The sequence below is a fragment of the Pseudomonas sp. TKO26 genome, assembly GCF_003225665.1.
In the GTDB taxonomy this organism is placed as follows: domain Bacteria; phylum Pseudomonadota; class Gammaproteobacteria; order Pseudomonadales; family Pseudomonadaceae; genus Aquipseudomonas; species Aquipseudomonas saponiphila.
Genome location: NZ_QKLN01000011.1, coordinates 69159 through 83691, shown reverse-complemented (window position 1 = coordinate 83691; position 14533 = coordinate 69159). Strand labels below are relative to the sequence as shown.

At 65.0% G+C, this 14533-nt stretch carries 15 protein-coding genes; 7 read left to right on the top strand and 8 right to left on the bottom strand.

Features of this window, described 5'->3' with window-relative positions; all coding sequences use genetic code 11:
* The first annotated feature begins 2 nt into the window (after positions 1-2).
* The 5 genes from DNK59_RS17405 to DNK59_RS31815 all read left to right on the top strand — a co-directional run bounded on the left by DNK59_RS17405 (position 3) and on the right by DNK59_RS31815 (position 4292).
* On the top strand, positions 3-503 hold the full coding sequence (locus tag DNK59_RS17405) for an ATP-dependent zinc protease (protein ID WP_110724032.1): 501 nt from the start codon (positions 3-5) through the stop codon (positions 501-503).
* A 59-nt stretch (positions 504-562) separates the two neighbouring features.
* Positions 563-1243 (top strand): two-component system response regulator CreB, encoded by a 681-nt coding sequence (gene creB, locus DNK59_RS17400; RefSeq protein WP_110724113.1) that lies wholly within the window; start codon positions 563-565, stop codon positions 1241-1243.
* On the top strand, positions 1243-2661 hold the full coding sequence (creC, locus tag DNK59_RS17395) for a two-component system sensor histidine kinase CreC (protein ID WP_110724031.1): 1419 nt from the start codon (positions 1243-1245) through the stop codon (positions 2659-2661). Before creB ends, creC begins: the two co-directional genes overlap by 1 nt.
* A 91-nt stretch (positions 2662-2752) precedes the next feature.
* The gene (gene creD / locus DNK59_RS17390) at positions 2753-4129 is read left to right on the top strand and encodes a cell envelope integrity protein CreD (protein WP_256596446.1); all 1377 of its coding nucleotides are present in this window, start codon (positions 2753-2755) and stop codon (positions 4127-4129) included.
* Positions 4122-4292 (top strand): hypothetical protein, encoded by a 171-nt coding sequence (locus DNK59_RS31815; RefSeq protein WP_158288756.1) that lies wholly within the window; start codon positions 4122-4124, stop codon positions 4290-4292. Before creD ends, DNK59_RS31815 begins: the two co-directional genes overlap by 8 nt.
* On the opposite strand, the gene DNK59_RS17385 is transcribed toward DNK59_RS31815, so the two are convergent.
* Positions 4289-4918: a glutathione S-transferase N-terminal domain-containing protein gene (locus DNK59_RS17385; protein WP_110724029.1), complete on the bottom strand. Its 630-nt coding sequence runs from the start codon at positions 4916-4918 to the stop codon at positions 4289-4291. The genes DNK59_RS31815 and DNK59_RS17385 overlap by 4 nt on opposite strands.
* A 100-nt stretch (positions 4919-5018) precedes the next feature.
* Here DNK59_RS17385 and DNK59_RS17380 point away from each other — a divergent pair, with 100 nt between their 5' ends.
* Positions 5019-5471, top strand: a complete 453-nt coding sequence (locus DNK59_RS17380; protein ID WP_110724028.1) for a hypothetical protein — start codon at positions 5019-5021, stop codon at positions 5469-5471.
* Here the strand turns inward: DNK59_RS17380 and DNK59_RS17375 are convergent.
* From DNK59_RS17375 to DNK59_RS17345, 7 genes are all read right to left on the bottom strand, one after another.
* On the bottom strand, positions 5418-5606 hold the full coding sequence (locus DNK59_RS17375) for a hypothetical protein (RefSeq protein ID WP_110724027.1): 189 nt from the start codon (positions 5604-5606) through the stop codon (positions 5418-5420). The two genes, DNK59_RS17380 and DNK59_RS17375, sit on opposite strands and share 54 nt — an antisense overlap.
* Positions 5603-6724 (bottom strand): PepSY domain-containing protein, encoded by a 1122-nt coding sequence (locus tag DNK59_RS17370; protein WP_110724026.1) that lies wholly within the window; start codon positions 6722-6724, stop codon positions 5603-5605. Before DNK59_RS17370 ends, DNK59_RS17375 begins: the two co-directional genes overlap by 4 nt.
* 63 nt (positions 6725-6787) lie before the next feature.
* Positions 6788-9217 (bottom strand): TonB-dependent siderophore receptor, encoded by a 2430-nt coding sequence (locus DNK59_RS17365; RefSeq protein WP_110724025.1) that lies wholly within the window; start codon positions 9215-9217, stop codon positions 6788-6790.
* 180 nt (positions 9218-9397) lie between these two features.
* The gene (locus DNK59_RS17360; RefSeq protein WP_110724024.1) at positions 9398-10375 is read right to left on the bottom strand and encodes a FecR domain-containing protein; all 978 of its coding nucleotides are present in this window, start codon (positions 10373-10375) and stop codon (positions 9398-9400) included.
* On the bottom strand, positions 10372-10890 hold the full coding sequence (locus DNK59_RS17355; RefSeq protein ID WP_110724023.1) for an RNA polymerase sigma factor: 519 nt from the start codon (positions 10888-10890) through the stop codon (positions 10372-10374). Before DNK59_RS17355 ends, DNK59_RS17360 begins: the two co-directional genes overlap by 4 nt.
* Before the next feature lie 292 nt (positions 10891-11182).
* Positions 11183-11890 (bottom strand): PolC-type DNA polymerase III, encoded by a 708-nt coding sequence (locus DNK59_RS17350; protein ID WP_110724022.1) that lies wholly within the window; start codon positions 11888-11890, stop codon positions 11183-11185.
* The gene (locus DNK59_RS17345) at positions 11887-13821 is read right to left on the bottom strand and encodes a putative nucleotidyltransferase substrate binding domain-containing protein (RefSeq protein ID WP_110724021.1); all 1935 of its coding nucleotides are present in this window, start codon (positions 13819-13821) and stop codon (positions 11887-11889) included. Before DNK59_RS17345 ends, DNK59_RS17350 begins: the two co-directional genes overlap by 4 nt.
* 259 nt (positions 13822-14080) lie before the next feature.
* Between DNK59_RS17345 and DNK59_RS17340 the strand changes: the two genes are divergently transcribed.
* Positions 14081-14527, top strand: coding sequence for a response regulator (locus tag DNK59_RS17340; RefSeq protein WP_092309163.1), 447 nt, complete (start codon positions 14081-14083; stop codon positions 14525-14527).
* The last annotated feature ends 6 nt before the right edge of the window (positions 14528-14533 follow it).

The following is a 14533-nucleotide window of genomic DNA, read 5'->3' as shown; positions in this document are numbered from 1 at the left end:
TCGTGAAATCTGTCCTTGCTCTTGTTTCGCTGTTGGCGCTGCCGGTGATGGCCGCCGAGCCGACCCTGTATGGCCGTTACGAGTACATCCGCCTGCCGGAAATCGGTGAAACCCTGGCCGCCAAGATGGACACCGGGGCCCTGACTGCGTCGCTGTCGGCCAGGGATATCCAGACCTTTACCCGCGATGGCGAGGACTGGGTGCGCTTCCGTCTGGCCACCAAGGATGCCGGGAGCAAGGTCTATGAGCACAAGGTGGCGCGCATCAGCAAGATCAAGAGCCGTTCCGAGGAGGGCGACGAGGCCGAAGAATCGCAGTCGGCCAAGCGCCCGGTGGTGGAGCTGGAGATGTGCCTGGGCAACGTCAAGCGCACGGTGGAGGTCAACCTCACCGACCGCAGCAGCTTCAACTATCCGTTGCTGATCGGCGCCAAGGCGCTGCGGGAATTCGGCGCGGCGGTGAACCCGGCGCGGCGCTATACCGCTGACAAGCCCGACTGCTGATTGACGGGATACCGGGCATCCGGCACCGTTCGCCCACCGAATTTGCGTGCTTGGATGCCATGCCCCATATCCTGATTGTCGAAGACGAAGCGGCCATTGCCGACACCCTGATCTTCGCCCTGCAAGGCGAAGGCTTCACCACCACCTGGCTGAGCCTGGGCCACGCGGCCCTGGAGCATCAGCGGGTAACCCCGGCGGACCTGATCATCCTCGATATCGGCCTGCCGGATATCAGCGGCTTTGAAACCTGCAAGCAGCTGCGGCGCTTCAGCGAAGTGCCGGTGATGTTCCTCAGCGCCCGAGACGGTGAGATCGATCGGGTGGTGGGTCTGGAGATCGGCGCCGACGATTATGTGGTCAAGCCCTTCAGCCCCCGGGAAGTGGCAGCGCGGGTCAAGGCGATCCTCAAGCGCATGACCCCGCGAGCGGCTCCGGATGCAGCTCCGGCGCTGTTCGTGATCGACCCGGAGCGGGTGCAGATCAGCTATCGGGCCCAACCCCTGAGCCTGACCCGGCATGAGTTCCGCCTGTTGCAATGCCTGCTGGAGCAGCCCGAGCGGGTGTTCAGCCGCGAGCAGTTGCTCGATGCCCTGGGGGTGGTGGCGGATGTCGGCTACGAGCGCAATATCGACAGCCATATCAAGAGCCTGCGGGCCAAGCTGCGCCTGGTGGCGGCCGAGGCCGAGCCGATCCAGACCCATCGCGGCCTGGGCTACAGCTACAGCCCGAGCCAGGCCTGATGACGCTGGGTATCCGCATCTTCCTGGTCTACCTGCTGTTCATCAGCCTGACCGGCTATTTCGTGCTGAGCACGGTGATGAAGGAGATCCGCCCCGGCGTGCGCCAGTCCACCGAGGAAACCCTGGTGGACACCGCCAACCTGCTGGCGGAAATCCTGCGGGACGATTTCAAGGCCGGCACCCTCAGCGAGAACCGCTGGCCGCAACTGTTGCGGGCCTATGGCGAGCGGCAACCGGCGGCGACCATCTGGGGCCTGCCGAAGAATCAGGTCAACCACCGCATCTACGTCACCGACGCCAAGGGCATCGTGGTCCTGGATTCCAGCGGCCTGGCGGTGGGCCAGGATTATTCGCGCTGGAACGATGTCTACCTGACCCTGCGCGGCCAATATGGCGCGCGTTCGTCGCGCTCGCTGGCCGACGATCCCAATTCCTCGGTGATGCACGTGGGCGCGCCGATCCGCGACAACGGCCAGATCATCGGTGTGGTCACCGTGGCCAAGCCCAACAGTTCCTTGCAGCCCTACGTCGACCGCACCGAGCGCCGCCTGCTGTGGTACGGCGCCGGGCTGATCGCCATGGGCCTGCTGTTTGGCGCCTTGCTCTCCTGGTGGCTGAGCGCGGCGTTGCGGCGCATGACCGCCTACGCCCTGGCGGTCAGTGAAGGCCGCCGGGCCGAGCTGCCGCACTATCGCGGCGGCGAAATGGAGCAGTTGGCCACGGCGGTGGAGCGCATGCGCACCCAGCTCGAAGGCAAGGCTTATGTCGAGCGCTACGTGCACACCCTGACCCATGAGCTGAAGAGCCCGCTGGCGGCGATTCGTGGGGCGGCGGAGTTGCTGCAGAGCGAGATGCCCCTGGAACAGCGCCAGCGCTTCGTCGGCAATATCGACAGTGAAAGCGCGCGCATGCAGCAGTTGATCGAGCGCCTGTTGAACCTGGCGCAAGTGGAGCAGCGCCAGGGCCTGGAAGAGCGGGTCAGCGTACCCCTGGCGCCCTTGTGCAAGGAGCTGCTGAACAGCCAGCACGGGCGTATCGAAGGCAAGCAGTTGCAGGTGGAATTGTCGGTGCCGGCGGAACTGGCCTGGTCCGGTGAGCCGTTCCTGCTGCGCCAGGCCCTGGGGAACCTGCTGACCAACGCCCTGGATTTCAGCCCCGTGGGCGGCCTGCTGCGTTGCACGGCGCAGCGGGTGGAGGAGGGCGTGGAGCTGGTGCTGTTCAACCAGGGCGAGCCGATTCCGGACTACGCCCTGCCGCGCTTGTGCGAGCGCTTCTATTCCCTGCCGCGCCCGGACAGCGGGCGCAAGAGCACCGGCCTGGGGCTGAACTTCGTCGAGGAAGTGGTGCAGTTGCATGGTGGTCGGATGCACATCGAGAACGTGCCGGGCGGAGTCCAGGTGAGCGTGCGCCTGCCCTGAGGGGGGATTCTCCACAGAGTCTCCACATTGCTCCCATAAAACCCCCATGCCCGCGTCCCAGACTCTCTCCCATTCCAACTGGGAGAGCCTCATGAACCGTAACCTGACCTTCAAACTCGGGGCCATTGGCCTGTTGATCGTGCTGTTGCTGATACCGCTGTTGATGATCAGCGGCCTGATCGGCGAGCGCCAGAGCCTGCGCGACGGCGTGCTCGACGATATCGCCCGCAGCTCCAGCACCCAGCAGCAGATCAGCGGCCCGGTGATGGTGGTGGACTACCGCAAGACCGTGCGCACCTGGAAAACCGACGACAAGACCAAGAAGCGCTACCAGGAAACCAGCGAGCAACAGGGGCGGCTGTTTTTCCTGCCAGAGCATTTCGAACTGGACAGCAAGGCCCAGACCGAGTTGCGCGCCCGGGGGATCTACGAGGCGCGGCTGTTCCACGCCGACAACCACATCAGCGGCCATTTTGCCGTGCCCGAGCAGTACGGCATCAAGGAAGACTTTGCCGACTATCAGTTCGACCAGCCGTTCCTGGCGGTGGGCATCAGCGATATCCGCGGCATCGAGAACGCCCTGCAACTGCAGCTCAATGGCCAGACCCTGGACTTTGCCCCCGGCACCTTTGTCAGCTGGCTGGACGAAGGCGTGCACGTATTGTTGCCGCCCCTGGACCTGAAGAAGAGCACCCGCCTGGACTTCGCCTTCGACCTGCGCCTGCAGGGCACCGGGCAACTGCAGGTGCTGCCGGTGGGCAAGACCAGCAAGGTGCTGCTGACGGCCAACTGGCCGCACCCGAGCTTTGTCGGCAACTATCTGCCGGTGCAACGTGAAGTCACCGAGCAGGGCTTTTCGGCGATCTGGCAGACCTCGTTCTTCTCCACCAATCTGGAACAGGCCATGGAGCGCTGCGCCTACAGCAGCCAATGCCAGGACTTCAACGGCCGCAGCTTTGGCGTGAGTTTCATCGACCCGGTGGACCAGTACCTGAAGAGCGACCGGGCGATCAAATATGCCTTGCTGTTCATCGGCCTGACCTTTGCCGGCTTCTTCCTGTTCGAAGTGCTCAAGAGCCTGTCGGTACACCCGATCCAGTACGGCCTGGTGGGCGTGGCGCTGGCGTTCTTCTACCTGTTGCTGCTGTCGCTCTCGGAACACCTGGGTTTCGAGCTGGCCTATGGCGTGTCGGCGGCGGCTTGCGTGGGCTTGATCGGCTTCTATGTCAGCCATGTGCTGCACAGCTGGCGCAATGGCGCGGTGTTCGCGCTGTCGCTGGCGGCCTTGTACGGCTTGCTGTATGGCCTGCTCAGCGCCGAGGACTACGCGCTGCTGATGGGATCGCTGTTGCTGTTCGGCCTGCTGGGCGTGTTCATGGTGCTGACCCGCAAGCTGGACTGGTATGGCCTGGGACAGCGCAAGGAGCCGGCGCCCCTGCAGTTCGACCTGGAGGCCGTCCATGAGTAAGTCACTGGGCTTGCGCGAAGATCAGCGTCAGCGCGAGCGCCTGACGCAGCGGATTGGCCAGTTGTTTCCGCGGGATGCCTGGTGGCTGGTGCGCCAGCAAGCCGCTCCCCGTGCGGCAGGAGCCGGCTTGCCGGCGAACAGGCCCGAGCGCCTGACCGATTAGACCGGCGGCCGGGTCGCCAGCATCGACGGCCGCTGGCTGACCTCCAGATACCAGGCCGCCAGCTTGGGCTGCTCCTGGCGCCATTCCAGATCGGGGTGGCGGAAGTCCAGGTAGCCCAGGGCGCAGGCGACGCTGATGGCAGCCACATCGAAGTGGCTGGCCAGCTCGGCAATCGCCTCGCTCTCCAGCACCGCCAGGGCACGGCGGATCTTGTCGCGCTGGCCGTCGAGCCACTGCTCCCAGTGTTTTTCCGGGGCACGCAGGGCCAGTTCGTAGCGCACCAGTACCGAGGCGTCCATGATCCCGTCGGCCAGGGCCGCGAGGGTCAGGCGGCGCCAGCGGGCCGAGCCGTCCCGGGGGATCAGCGGGTTGCCGACGTGCTGCTGGTCCAGGTAATCGAGGATCACCCGGCTGTCATACAGCACCTGGCCGTCGGCCAGGCGCAGGGCGGGAATCTTGCCCAGGGGGTTGTCCTGGTTCAGGGCGGCGTCCGGGCTGACCGGGGTCAACTGGCTGGCGTGCAGGGCAACCCGGTTCAACTGACCGGTTTCATGCAGCAGCACCATGACCTTGCGTACGAAAGGTGATGCCGGGTTGTGGAACAGCGTCATGCTTGGGGTGGACATGAATATTCCTCGCGGGTGGGAGTCTCGCAGCCCGGGGATCTTAGCGCAGCCTGTGGCATGGACCACAGGGGCGAGTGGCAGTAGCGACAAGGAGTGATGAATGCGCAGGTCCTATCTTCTGCACGGGTTGTACAGCCTGGCCCTGACCCTGCTAGGCGCGTTGGCGGTGTATCTGGCCCTGCAGTACGAGTTTCGCCGCAAGGGCGAGGGTGAGCCGGAACTGATCATGGCGTTCGCCTACATCGCCTGGTACTGGGCGCTGCCGGCGCTGGCCCTGCCGGGACTGGCCTGCACCCTGCTGCGCCTGCGCGGTCCCGACCCGGTGACCCAGCTGTGGCGCTGGAGCCTGGCAGCCTGCTATGTGCCGCTGCTGGGGCTGGCCTTGTTCAGCGTGCTGGTGGCCATCGAGGCGTTCCAGGAAAACCGCGTGTTCATTCCGGTGATGCTGATCGGCCTCGGGCTTTCGATGTACCTGTGGCGCGGCTTCCCGGCGCCGGGTTCAGGCCGCCGGCTTGCGCCGCAACAGGCCGCGCAGGGCGATCAGCGTCGGTAGGCCCAGGCCCAGCCAGCTCAGGCTGTCCCAGAGCCCGTCGCCCAACAGCGCGGCGAACAAACCGGCGGCGCAGAGCAGGCCAAGCGCCAGGGGCGCGCCGAAGACCTTCCAGAAACTCGCTTGCCGCGGCTTCATCGACGCGCCTCCCGGATCGGCTGGCCGGCCCGTCGGCGGACGATCCACAGGTACAGGCCGCTGCCCAGGACGATGAGGGTCAGCACATCCATCGCCGCCCACAGCAGCTTCATCGGCAGGCCGCCGTAGTCACCGAAATGCAGCGGCTGGGACATGCCCATGGCGTCCATGTACCAGGGGCGCGTGCCCACGGCGGTGACCTGCAGGCTGCTGGCGTCGATCAGCACCGGGGTCAGCAGGTGCGAGGTCAGGTGGCTGTCGCCCTTGAGGAATACTGCGTAGTGATGCTCGCTGGAAAAGCGCGTGCCGGGGAAGGCGATGAAATCTGGTTGCATGCCCGGGGCCGCTTCCCTGGCGATCTCCAGCAGGCGGCTGGCCGGCGCCAGCGAAGTCAGCGCTGGGGCGTCGCGGTAGGGCGCGACCATGGCGCTGAGGCTGTCGTTGCGCCAGGCGGCGATGATCAGGTCGGCGCAGGCGCTGATCACTCCGGTGACGCCCACCACCAGGGCCCAGGTCAGGGTCACCACGCCGATCAGGTTGTGCAGGTCGAGCCAGCGCAGGCGGCGGGATTTGTCCTGGCGCACCGTGGCGAACTTCAACCGGCGCATGAACGGCAGGTACAGCACCGTGCCGGAGACGATCGCCAGCACGAACAGCAGGCCCATGAAGGCCAGCAGCAGTTTGCCCGGCAGCCCGGCAAACAGGTCCACGTGCAGGCGCAGCATGACCATCATCAATCCGCCGTTGGCCGAGGGCATGGCCACGGCCTCGCCGGTGCGGGCGTCGAGCATGAAGGTGTGGGACGAGTTGGGCTCGGTGCCAGCGGTCTTGGCCATGATCGCCATCACGCCATTGGGCTCGTCTTCGTCCCAGCCGAAATACTGCATGACCTCGTCCGGGCGATGGGCCTCGGCAGCCTTGACCAGCTGTTGCAGGTCCAGGTGCGGGGTGTCGGCGGGCATCTCCCGCAGTTCGGGGGCATCCCCCAGCAGATGGTCGATCTCGTGATGGAAGATCAGCGGCAGGCCGGTGAGCGCCAGCATCAGCAGGAACAGGGTGCAGATCAGGCTGGACCAGGTGTGGATCAAGGACCAGCGGCGGATGGTTGTGCTTTTCATTGCTTAGCCTTCAGACACAGCAAGGCCGCCCTTGGCGGACGGCCTGGTGGTTAACTCAGCCGCTTACCATTGATAGGTGGCACTGGCGACCACGCTGCGCTGATCGCCGAAATAGCAGTAGGAGGCGTCGCAAGTGGACAGGTAGTCCTTGTCGAACAGGTTGCTGGCGTTGAGCTTCAGCGAGGCGCCCTTGAGGCTGTTGTCCAGGCGGCCGAGGTCGTAATGCACGGCAGCGTCGAACACCGTGTAGGCGTTGGCCTTGCCCAGCCAGGTGTTGGCCTGGTCGCCATAGGTATTGCCGGTGTAGCGGGCCCCGGCACCGATGCCGAAGCCGTCGAGCACGCCGCTGTGCCAGGTGTAGTCGGTCCACAGGGAGGCTTGCTGGTTGGGCATCAGTTGCAGGCGGTTGCCTTGGTAGATGCCTTTTTTTACCTCGGATTTGGCCAGGGTGTACGCGGCGATGACCTTGAGGTTGTCGGTCACGTCGGACACCGCTTCCAGTTCCAGGCCCTTGACCTTCACTTCGCCGGTCTGGTTGGTGACCGACTCGCCACCGGCGCCGATGCTGGTTACCAGGACATTCTTCTGGGTCAGGTCGTAGACCGCCGCACTGAGCAGCGTGTTCGAACCCGGCGGTTGATACTTGATACCCAGCTCCCACTGTTTACCTTCCGTGGGTTTATACGATTCGGTCGGTGAAACGCTGGCGTTGCTCGCTGGCTGGAACGATTCGGCGTAGGACAGGTACGGCACAACCCCCGAGTCGAACACATAGCTCAGCGCCGCATTGCCACTGAAGTTCTTGCTGCGATCGGTGTTGGTCACGTCCTTCTTGTTGAGGTAGGTGGTGCCCTGGTGCACCCAGTCCTCGCGGCCACCCAGGGTCAGGCGCCATTGCTCCAGGGCCATCTGGTCCTGGACGTAGAGGCCGGTCTGGATGGTTTTCTGGTCGTAGTCGTAATAGGCGTTGGCGCGCGCCGGGCGGACGATCGGCTGGCCATAGACCGGGTTGAAGATATTGGTTTTGCCCCCGTCGCCATAGATCGACAGGTACGAAGTGCTGGTGCGCTGGTGATCCAGGCCGATGAGCAGCGTGTGGTCGATGTCGCCGGTGGCGAAGTTGGCCTGGAAGTTGTTGTCGACCGCGAACTGACCGATGTCCTCGTTGACGTTGGTCGAGGTACGGCTGATGTTGCCCGCCGCATCGGCCGGGGCGTAGGCATAGGAGCCCACGGTCAACTGCTGGAAGGACAGCTCCGACTTGGTGTAGCGCAGGTTCTGGCGGAACTGCCAGACATCGCTGAACCGGTGCTCGAAGGCGTAGCCCAGGGCGTAGTAGGTGCGGTCATAGAACTCGTAGTCCGGGTCGCCCAGGTTCTTGTGATGGGAGACTTGGCCCAAGGGCGATTTGATCTTGGTGCCCTGGATCGGCATGAACTGGCTGGTGGCGCCGGTATCGTCGCGGGTGAACTGCGAGAGCAGGGTCAGGCTGGTGTCGGGATCGATGTTCCAGGTCAGGCTGGGGGCAATGTTGTAGCGCTTGTTGTCGATGTGGTCGACCTGAGTGCCAGCATCGCGCACCACGCCGCTGAGCCCGTAGAAGAACTGGCCTTGATCGTCGATCTTGCCGGTGCTGGCGAAGTTGATCTGGCGGTAGTTGTCGCTGCCGTACTGGATCTGCACGGCATGGCTGGTGGCTGCGCTGGGGCGCCTGCTGACCATGTCCAGCAGGCCGCCCGGCGGGGTCTGGCCATACACCGAGGACGCCGGGCCACGTAGCAGGGCCAGGCGATCGAGGTTCCAGGTTTCCGCTTTCGGGTTGGCATATACGCCGCGGGGCAGGGGCAGGCCATCGAGGAATTGGGTGGGCTCGAAGCCACGCACGCGCATCCAGTCATAGCGGGTGTCGCTGCCGTAGCTGGCGGAAACGATGCCAGGCATGTAGCGCACGGCGTCGTCGAGATTCTGCACGTTACGGTCTTCCATCTGCTGGCGGGTAGCGACGGAGATCGAGCGCGGTGCTTCGACCAGCGCGGTGTCGGTCTTGGTGCCGGCGGCGGTACGCGTGGCAAGGTAACCGTCGGCCGGGCCCCAGGCACTTTCGCCAGCCTGCTGGCCGGTGATGTTGGTTTCCGGCAAGGCGACCACGCCGTCGGTGCTTGCCGCCAGGCTGTAGCTGCCGGCACTGCTGTGTTGCAACTGCAAACCAGTGCCTCGCAGGGCCTCACGCAGGGCGCCGGGGGCATCGAACTGGCCCTTGACCGGGGCCGAGGTCTTGCCCGCCGCCAGGGACGGATCGAGGCTCAGGGCCAGGCCGGCCTGGCTGGCGATCTGGTTCAGGGTGCTGGCCAAGGGCGCGGCCGGCAGGTCGTAGGCGCGCACGCTGGACGCTTGCTCGGCGGCCATCAGGCCCTGGCTGGCCAGCGGGGCGCAGAGGGCGATGGCGACAGCCAGCAGGCTGGGGCGTAACAGGGTGTCTAGCGAGCGGGACATGGGGCGGCTCCTGAATGGAAATGTTTCGCAATTGCCTAGGTGCCGGACGAGATTGGAAAAGTGATAGGGCGGATTGAAAATAATTTCGATTCGGATGGATGGTGGGCGCTTCGCTGGCAAGCCAGCTCCTACGGGATCGGTGTAGGAGCCAGCTTGCTGGCGAAGGTCGCGACACCGATCTCAGCGTTTGGCGTCGGTCTTGGCCGTCACGGTTACCCACCAGTCGGTGTGCCGCTCGATCTGCACCGGCAGGGTCGGCAGCAGGGCATTGAGCGCGAGGTCAGTGTCCTGCAGCGGAAAGCTGCCGGTAATGCGCAGGTCGGCCACTTCCGGGGCTACGCCCAGGTAGCCACGGCGATAACGACCCAGTTCGGCGATCAGGTCGCCGAGGCGGATGTTGTCCACCACCAGCATGCCCCGGGTCCAGGCGTCGGCCCCCGGGGTCAGGCTCGGCAACGGCTCCAGGCCAGCGCGGCGCATCAGCACTTGCTGGCCCTGCTTGAACACCTGCTCGCCCTGAGCGGCTTGCGGTCGCGCCGCCACCGCCGATTGCAGCACCCCGAGGCGGGTGCCCTGGTCTTCACGCTGGACCAGGAACCGCGTGCCCAGGGCGCGCATTTGGCCGTCGCGGGTTTCGACGATGAAGGGGCGGCTGTCGTTGTGCCCGGTTTCGATGAGGATTTCGCCTTCCTGGAGAACGATCCGGCGCTGCTTCTCATCGAAGCGCACATCCAGTGCACTGTGGGTATTGAGGTTGATCACCGTACCGTCTGTCAGGCGCAGGGTGCGCTGCTCACCGGTGGCGGTGCGCTGGTCGGCCAGCCAGTAATCCACTGGCAGGTAACGCTCCCCGGCAAACAGCGCCAGCCCGACCACCAGCACCACGCTGGCGACTCCACGCCCCAGCTTGCGCACCTGCCGGCGCAGGCCTTCGCGCGATTGCAGCAAGGCGTTGCGCGCAGGCCCCGAGGCGACGCTGACACGCTGGTCGAGCATGCCCAGTTGGCGCCAGGCCCGGGCATGTTCTTCATGGGCGGCGTGCCATTTGGCGAACTCCTCGCGCTCCAGTGCGCTGGCATCGCCATCCAGCGACAATTGCCAGGCGATGGCGGCGTCCAGCACCCGTGCCGACACCGGTTTGCAACTGATGGGGGTCATAGCGGCTCCCCGTACAGGGCGATGTAGCACTGGCGAATACCCTGGGCCAGGTACTGGCGCACCCGAGGCACCGAAACCCCGAGCCGCTCGGCGATCTCGGCGTGGCTCAGGCCGTCGAGGCGGCTATGGAGGAAGGCCATGCGCGCCTTGCTCGAAAGCTTGCCCAGCAGGCGGTCGATGGCCTTGAGGTCTTCGAGGATCATCTGTTGTTGCTCCGGCGAGGGCTGCTCACCCTCGGGAATCAACATCAGTTCGTTGAGGTAGGCCTGTTCCAGCGCGGCGCGGCGGAAATAATCGAACAGCAGGCCCTTGGCGATCGCCACCAGGAATGCCCGGGGCTCCCGGGGCGTCTTGAGTTCGTCACGGCCCAGCAGGCGCACGAAGGTGTCCTGGCTGAGGTCCTCGGCCCGCTGGCTGCAGGCCACGTTGCGCCGCAGCCAGGCCAGCAGCCAACCACGATGGTCGCGATACAACGCACCAACCAGCTCATTGCGAGGGCTTTGGACTGACGACAACGGGACTCACCAATCGGGAAGGTTAAAGTAACGAGAATTATTCGCGATTGTCGCAGAGGCGAAACAGTGGCGCAATTGACGTCGGTCGGCTGCCTTGCTGCTGAAGGTGGCTGGTGCTGAAGAGGTTGGTCGGCAGAGAAAGCCGTTGTGGCGAGGGAGCTTGCTCCCGCTGGCGTGCGCCGCACGCCCAAGGCTCTGTGTCAGGTGGAACCGGGACTCGGGTTTTACGGCCGCTGCGGGGCCGAGCGGGAGCAAGCTCCCTCGCCACAGGTATCTGCGCCGTTGCGATGGATCAGAACGAAGGGGCCTGCTGCCGGCGTCTCCACTGGCTGAGGCGCTGTTGCAGGTTCAGCGGGCTGTGGATCTGTTGCTGGCGGGCGCGGTTGAACAGGATCAATGCCAGTTCCGCGGTGGCCAGGGCGTCGGCCGCTGCGTGGTGACGCTCCGCGACTTGCAGCTTGAACCAGTCGACCCAGTCATCCAGCCCGGCTTCGCGGATCGGGGCCTCTGGGCAGAGCATGGGCGCCATGTCCGCGACGTCGAGGAAGCGGTGCTGCAGGCGATAGCCCAGGCTGTCCTTCAAGGCCCGGCCGAGCATGTGCTGGTCGAAGGGCGCATGAAAGGCCAGCAGCGGGCTGTCGCCGACGAACTCCATGAAATCCAGCAAGGCTTCCACCGGATCGCAGCCGGCGGCGATGGCGCTGGGGCCCAGGCCGTGGATCAGCACGCTGGGGCTGAGTTTGTGGCCCTCGCGTTGCAGGGTGCGCTCGAACTGCTGGCTGAAGTCGATGGCACCGTCCTCGATCACCACCGCGCCGATCGACAGCACCTGGTCGCGGTTGAGGTTGAGGCCGGTGGTTTCCAGGTCCACCACCACCCAGCGCTGTTCGCGCAGGCTGCCGTCACCCAGTTCGGTGAAGGCGGGCAGGCGGTCGCGGCGTTGTTGCTGCTCGGCGGTCAGTACGCTGACGGCGGGACGGAACCAGGCAAACAGGCTCATAACTGGTACCGCAGGGCCAGGCTGCTTTGCAGGCGCTGGGCCTGGCGCAGGGACTCGCGCAGGATGCGCCGGTCCAGGTGGTTCAGGCTGTCCGGGTCGACGCGGTTGGAATAGGGCTGGTTCTCCCGGGTCTGGCGTTGATGCTGTTGCATGCGGGTCTGCTGGATGAAGTGGTAGGCCTCTTCATAAGCCGCGCCGTCCAGGGGCTCGATGACTTGCCTGGACACCAGCTGGCGCAGGCGCTCCAGGGTATTGATCGCGCCGATGCCGTTGGCCAGGGCCAGCAGCCGGGCGCCGTCGACGAAGGGCGTGAGGCCCTGGACCTTGAGGTCGAGGGTGGCCTTTTCGCCGTTCTTGCGGGCCAGCACGAACTCGCGAAAACGCCCCACCGGCGGGCGCTGGCGCAGGGCGTTTTCCGCCATCATGCGCTGGAACAGGCGGTTGTCCGCGACCTGGTCGAGGATGCCCCGGCGCAGCTGTTCGGCGCCCTGTTCATCGCCCCAGACCACCCGCAGGTCGAAATAGATGCTCGAACCCAGGAGGTTTTCCGGGGTCGCCTCACGGATGAAGGCGGCGAAGCGCCGGGACCATTCGGCGCGGGACAGGCACAGCTCGGGGTTGCCGGCCATGATGTTGCCCTTGCACAGGGTGAAGCCGCACAGCGCCAGGCTCTGGTTGATCTGCTGGGCAATGGGCAGCAGCTTGCCGCGAATTTCCGCGGCGTGGGCGGCGTCCCGGGCTTCGAACAGGATGCCGTTGTCCTGATCGGTGTGCAGGGTCTGTTCGCGCCGGCCTTCGCTGCCAAAGCACAGCCAGCTGAAGGGCACGCCGGGATCGCCCTTGTCGGCCAGGGTCAGTTCGATCACCCGGCATACGGTGTGATCGTTGAGCAGGGTGATGATGTGGGTGATCTGGGTCGAGGAGGCGCCGTGGGCCAGCATGCGTTCCACCAACTGGCCGATCTCGCCCCGCAGCGCCACCAGATGCTCGACCCGGGGTGCGTTGCGGATGGTCCGGGCCAGGTGTACCAGATCGACCCGTTGCAGGGAGAACAGGTCGCGTTCGGACACCACGCCGCACAGGCGCTGCTCCTTGACCAGGCAGACGTGGGCGATATGGCGCTCGGTCATGGCGATGGCGGCGTCGAAGGCGCTGTGGTCCGGGCTGAGAAAGAACGGCGCCTGGGTCATGTGGCGTTCGATGGGCTGGTTGAGGTCCTGGCTGCCGTCGGCCACCACCTGGCGCAGGTCGCGCAGGGTGAAGATCCCCAGGGGCGCCTTGTGTTCGTCCACCACCACGATGCTGCCCACTTGCTGTTCGTGCATCAGCGCCACGGCTTCGCGCAACGGCGTCTGCGGACTGCAGGCCACCGGGTGACGCATGGCTAGCTCGCCGAGGCGGGTGTTCAGCGAATACTGGGTGCCGAGGGTTTCCACGGCCTTCTGCTTGACCTGCTGGTTGACCTGATCCAGCAGGCTGCTGACCCCGCGCAGGGCGAAATCGCGGAACTCCGCGGACAGGGCGAACAGTTTGATGAAGGCGTTCTTGTTCAGTTGCAGGCAGAAGGTGTCTTCGGCAGCGCGATGTTCGGTGCGGGTCGCCCGTTCGCCGAGCAAGGCGGCGAGGGGAAAGCACTCGCCGGTGGTGATTTCGAAAGTGGTTTCGGTGCTGCCCTTGGCGGCGTGGGTGCGTTCGCCCACGACCCGGCCCTGCTTGACGATGTAGAAGTGCTCGACCGGACCGTCGGCCGGCTTGATGATGCTCTCGCCCGGCCCATAGAAGCGCAGCTGGCATTGCTCCACCAGGTAGGCCAGGTGGAGGTTTTCCATCTGGTTGAAGGGCGGGAAGCGTTGCAGGAACTGCACGGTCCCCTGGATGTTCTGCAACACCGCGGTCTTGCCGGCCTGGGTGAAGGCGTCCGCTTTACTCATAACGATTACCGCAGTCTTTTTGGAGTTGTTGTGGTCGTATCACGGCAATGGTCGGCGCCTGGGGCGGGAGTGCCCATTGGACGTAAGTCTAGGTAGCGGTCGCTTTCCAGGACATTTGGCTTTGAGCCTGCGGTCATCCATGCGAAAACGCTCTGATCGGGGCTCTTGGCAATTTTTCCGACGAAGTGCACATTGGAAGCCTGCTTAGCGATGTCTGACCACAGTGCTAGGGGATTGATTGGTTCATGTAGAGAAATGTATGCCCGACCACGATATTTTGAGTGACGCCGAGCGCGAGGCTCTGAGCGAGGCCATGCTCGAGCCGGACCTGCCCGCTCAGCGTGTGCTCATTGCCGATGACGATAAGGATGCCCGGGAGCTGCTTGCGGAGATTCTGGGTCTGGATGGCATTCGCTGCATGACCGCAGCCAGCGGCAAGGCCGCTCTCGAACTGCTCGAATCGAACAAATCCATCGGCCTGCTGATCACTGATCTGCGCATGGCGCCCTGCAGTGGCCTGGACCTGATTCGCCGGGTGCGTGAATCGGAGCGGGCGGCGCTGCCGATCATCATCATTTCCGGTGACGCCGATGTGCGCGACGCGATTGCCGCCATGCACCTGAGCGTGGTGGATTTCCTGCTCAAACCCATCGATACCGGCAAGCTTCTGGCCCTGGTCAAGCATGAGCTGGGAGTGGTGCGCTAGAAGGCT

Bases quoted from the DNA above. Each gene is read 5' to 3' on its own strand.
- DNK59_RS17370 (WP_110724026.1), bottom strand. From the start codon at position 6,724: ATGAAAAGCACAACCATCCGCCGCTGGTCCTTGATCCACACCTGGTCC.
- DNK59_RS17375 (WP_110724027.1), bottom strand. From the start codon at position 5,606: ATGAAGCCGCGGCAAGCGAGTTTCTGGAAGGTCTTCGGCGCGCCCCTG.
- DNK59_RS17365 (WP_110724025.1), bottom strand. From the start codon at position 9,217: ATGTCCCGCTCGCTAGACACCCTGTTACGCCCCAGCCTGCTGGCTGTC.
- DNK59_RS17380 (WP_110724028.1), top strand. From the start codon at position 5,019: ATGCGCAGGTCCTATCTTCTGCACGGGTTGTACAGCCTGGCCCTGACC.
- DNK59_RS31815 (WP_158288756.1), top strand. From the start codon at position 4,122: ATGAGTAAGTCACTGGGCTTGCGCGAAGATCAGCGTCAGCGCGAGCGC.
- DNK59_RS17385 (WP_110724029.1), bottom strand. From the start codon at position 4,918: ATGTCCACCCCAAGCATGACGCTGTTCCACAACCCGGCATCACCTTTC.
- DNK59_RS17345 (WP_110724021.1), bottom strand. From the start codon at position 13,821: ATGAGTAAAGCGGACGCCTTCACCCAGGCCGGCAAGACCGCGGTGTTG.
- DNK59_RS17340 (WP_092309163.1), top strand. From the start codon at position 14,081: ATGCCCGACCACGATATTTTGAGTGACGCCGAGCGCGAGGCTCTGAGC.
- DNK59_RS17360 (WP_110724024.1), bottom strand. From the start codon at position 10,375: ATGACCCCCATCAGTTGCAAACCGGTGTCGGCACGGGTGCTGGACGCC.
- creD (WP_256596446.1), top strand. From the start codon at position 2,753: ATGAACCGTAACCTGACCTTCAAACTCGGGGCCATTGGCCTGTTGATC.
- creC (WP_110724031.1), top strand. From the start codon at position 1,243: ATGACGCTGGGTATCCGCATCTTCCTGGTCTACCTGCTGTTCATCAGC.
- creB (WP_110724113.1), top strand. From the start codon at position 563: ATGCCCCATATCCTGATTGTCGAAGACGAAGCGGCCATTGCCGACACC.
- DNK59_RS17350 (WP_110724022.1), bottom strand. From the start codon at position 11,890: ATGAGCCTGTTTGCCTGGTTCCGTCCCGCCGTCAGCGTACTGACCGCC.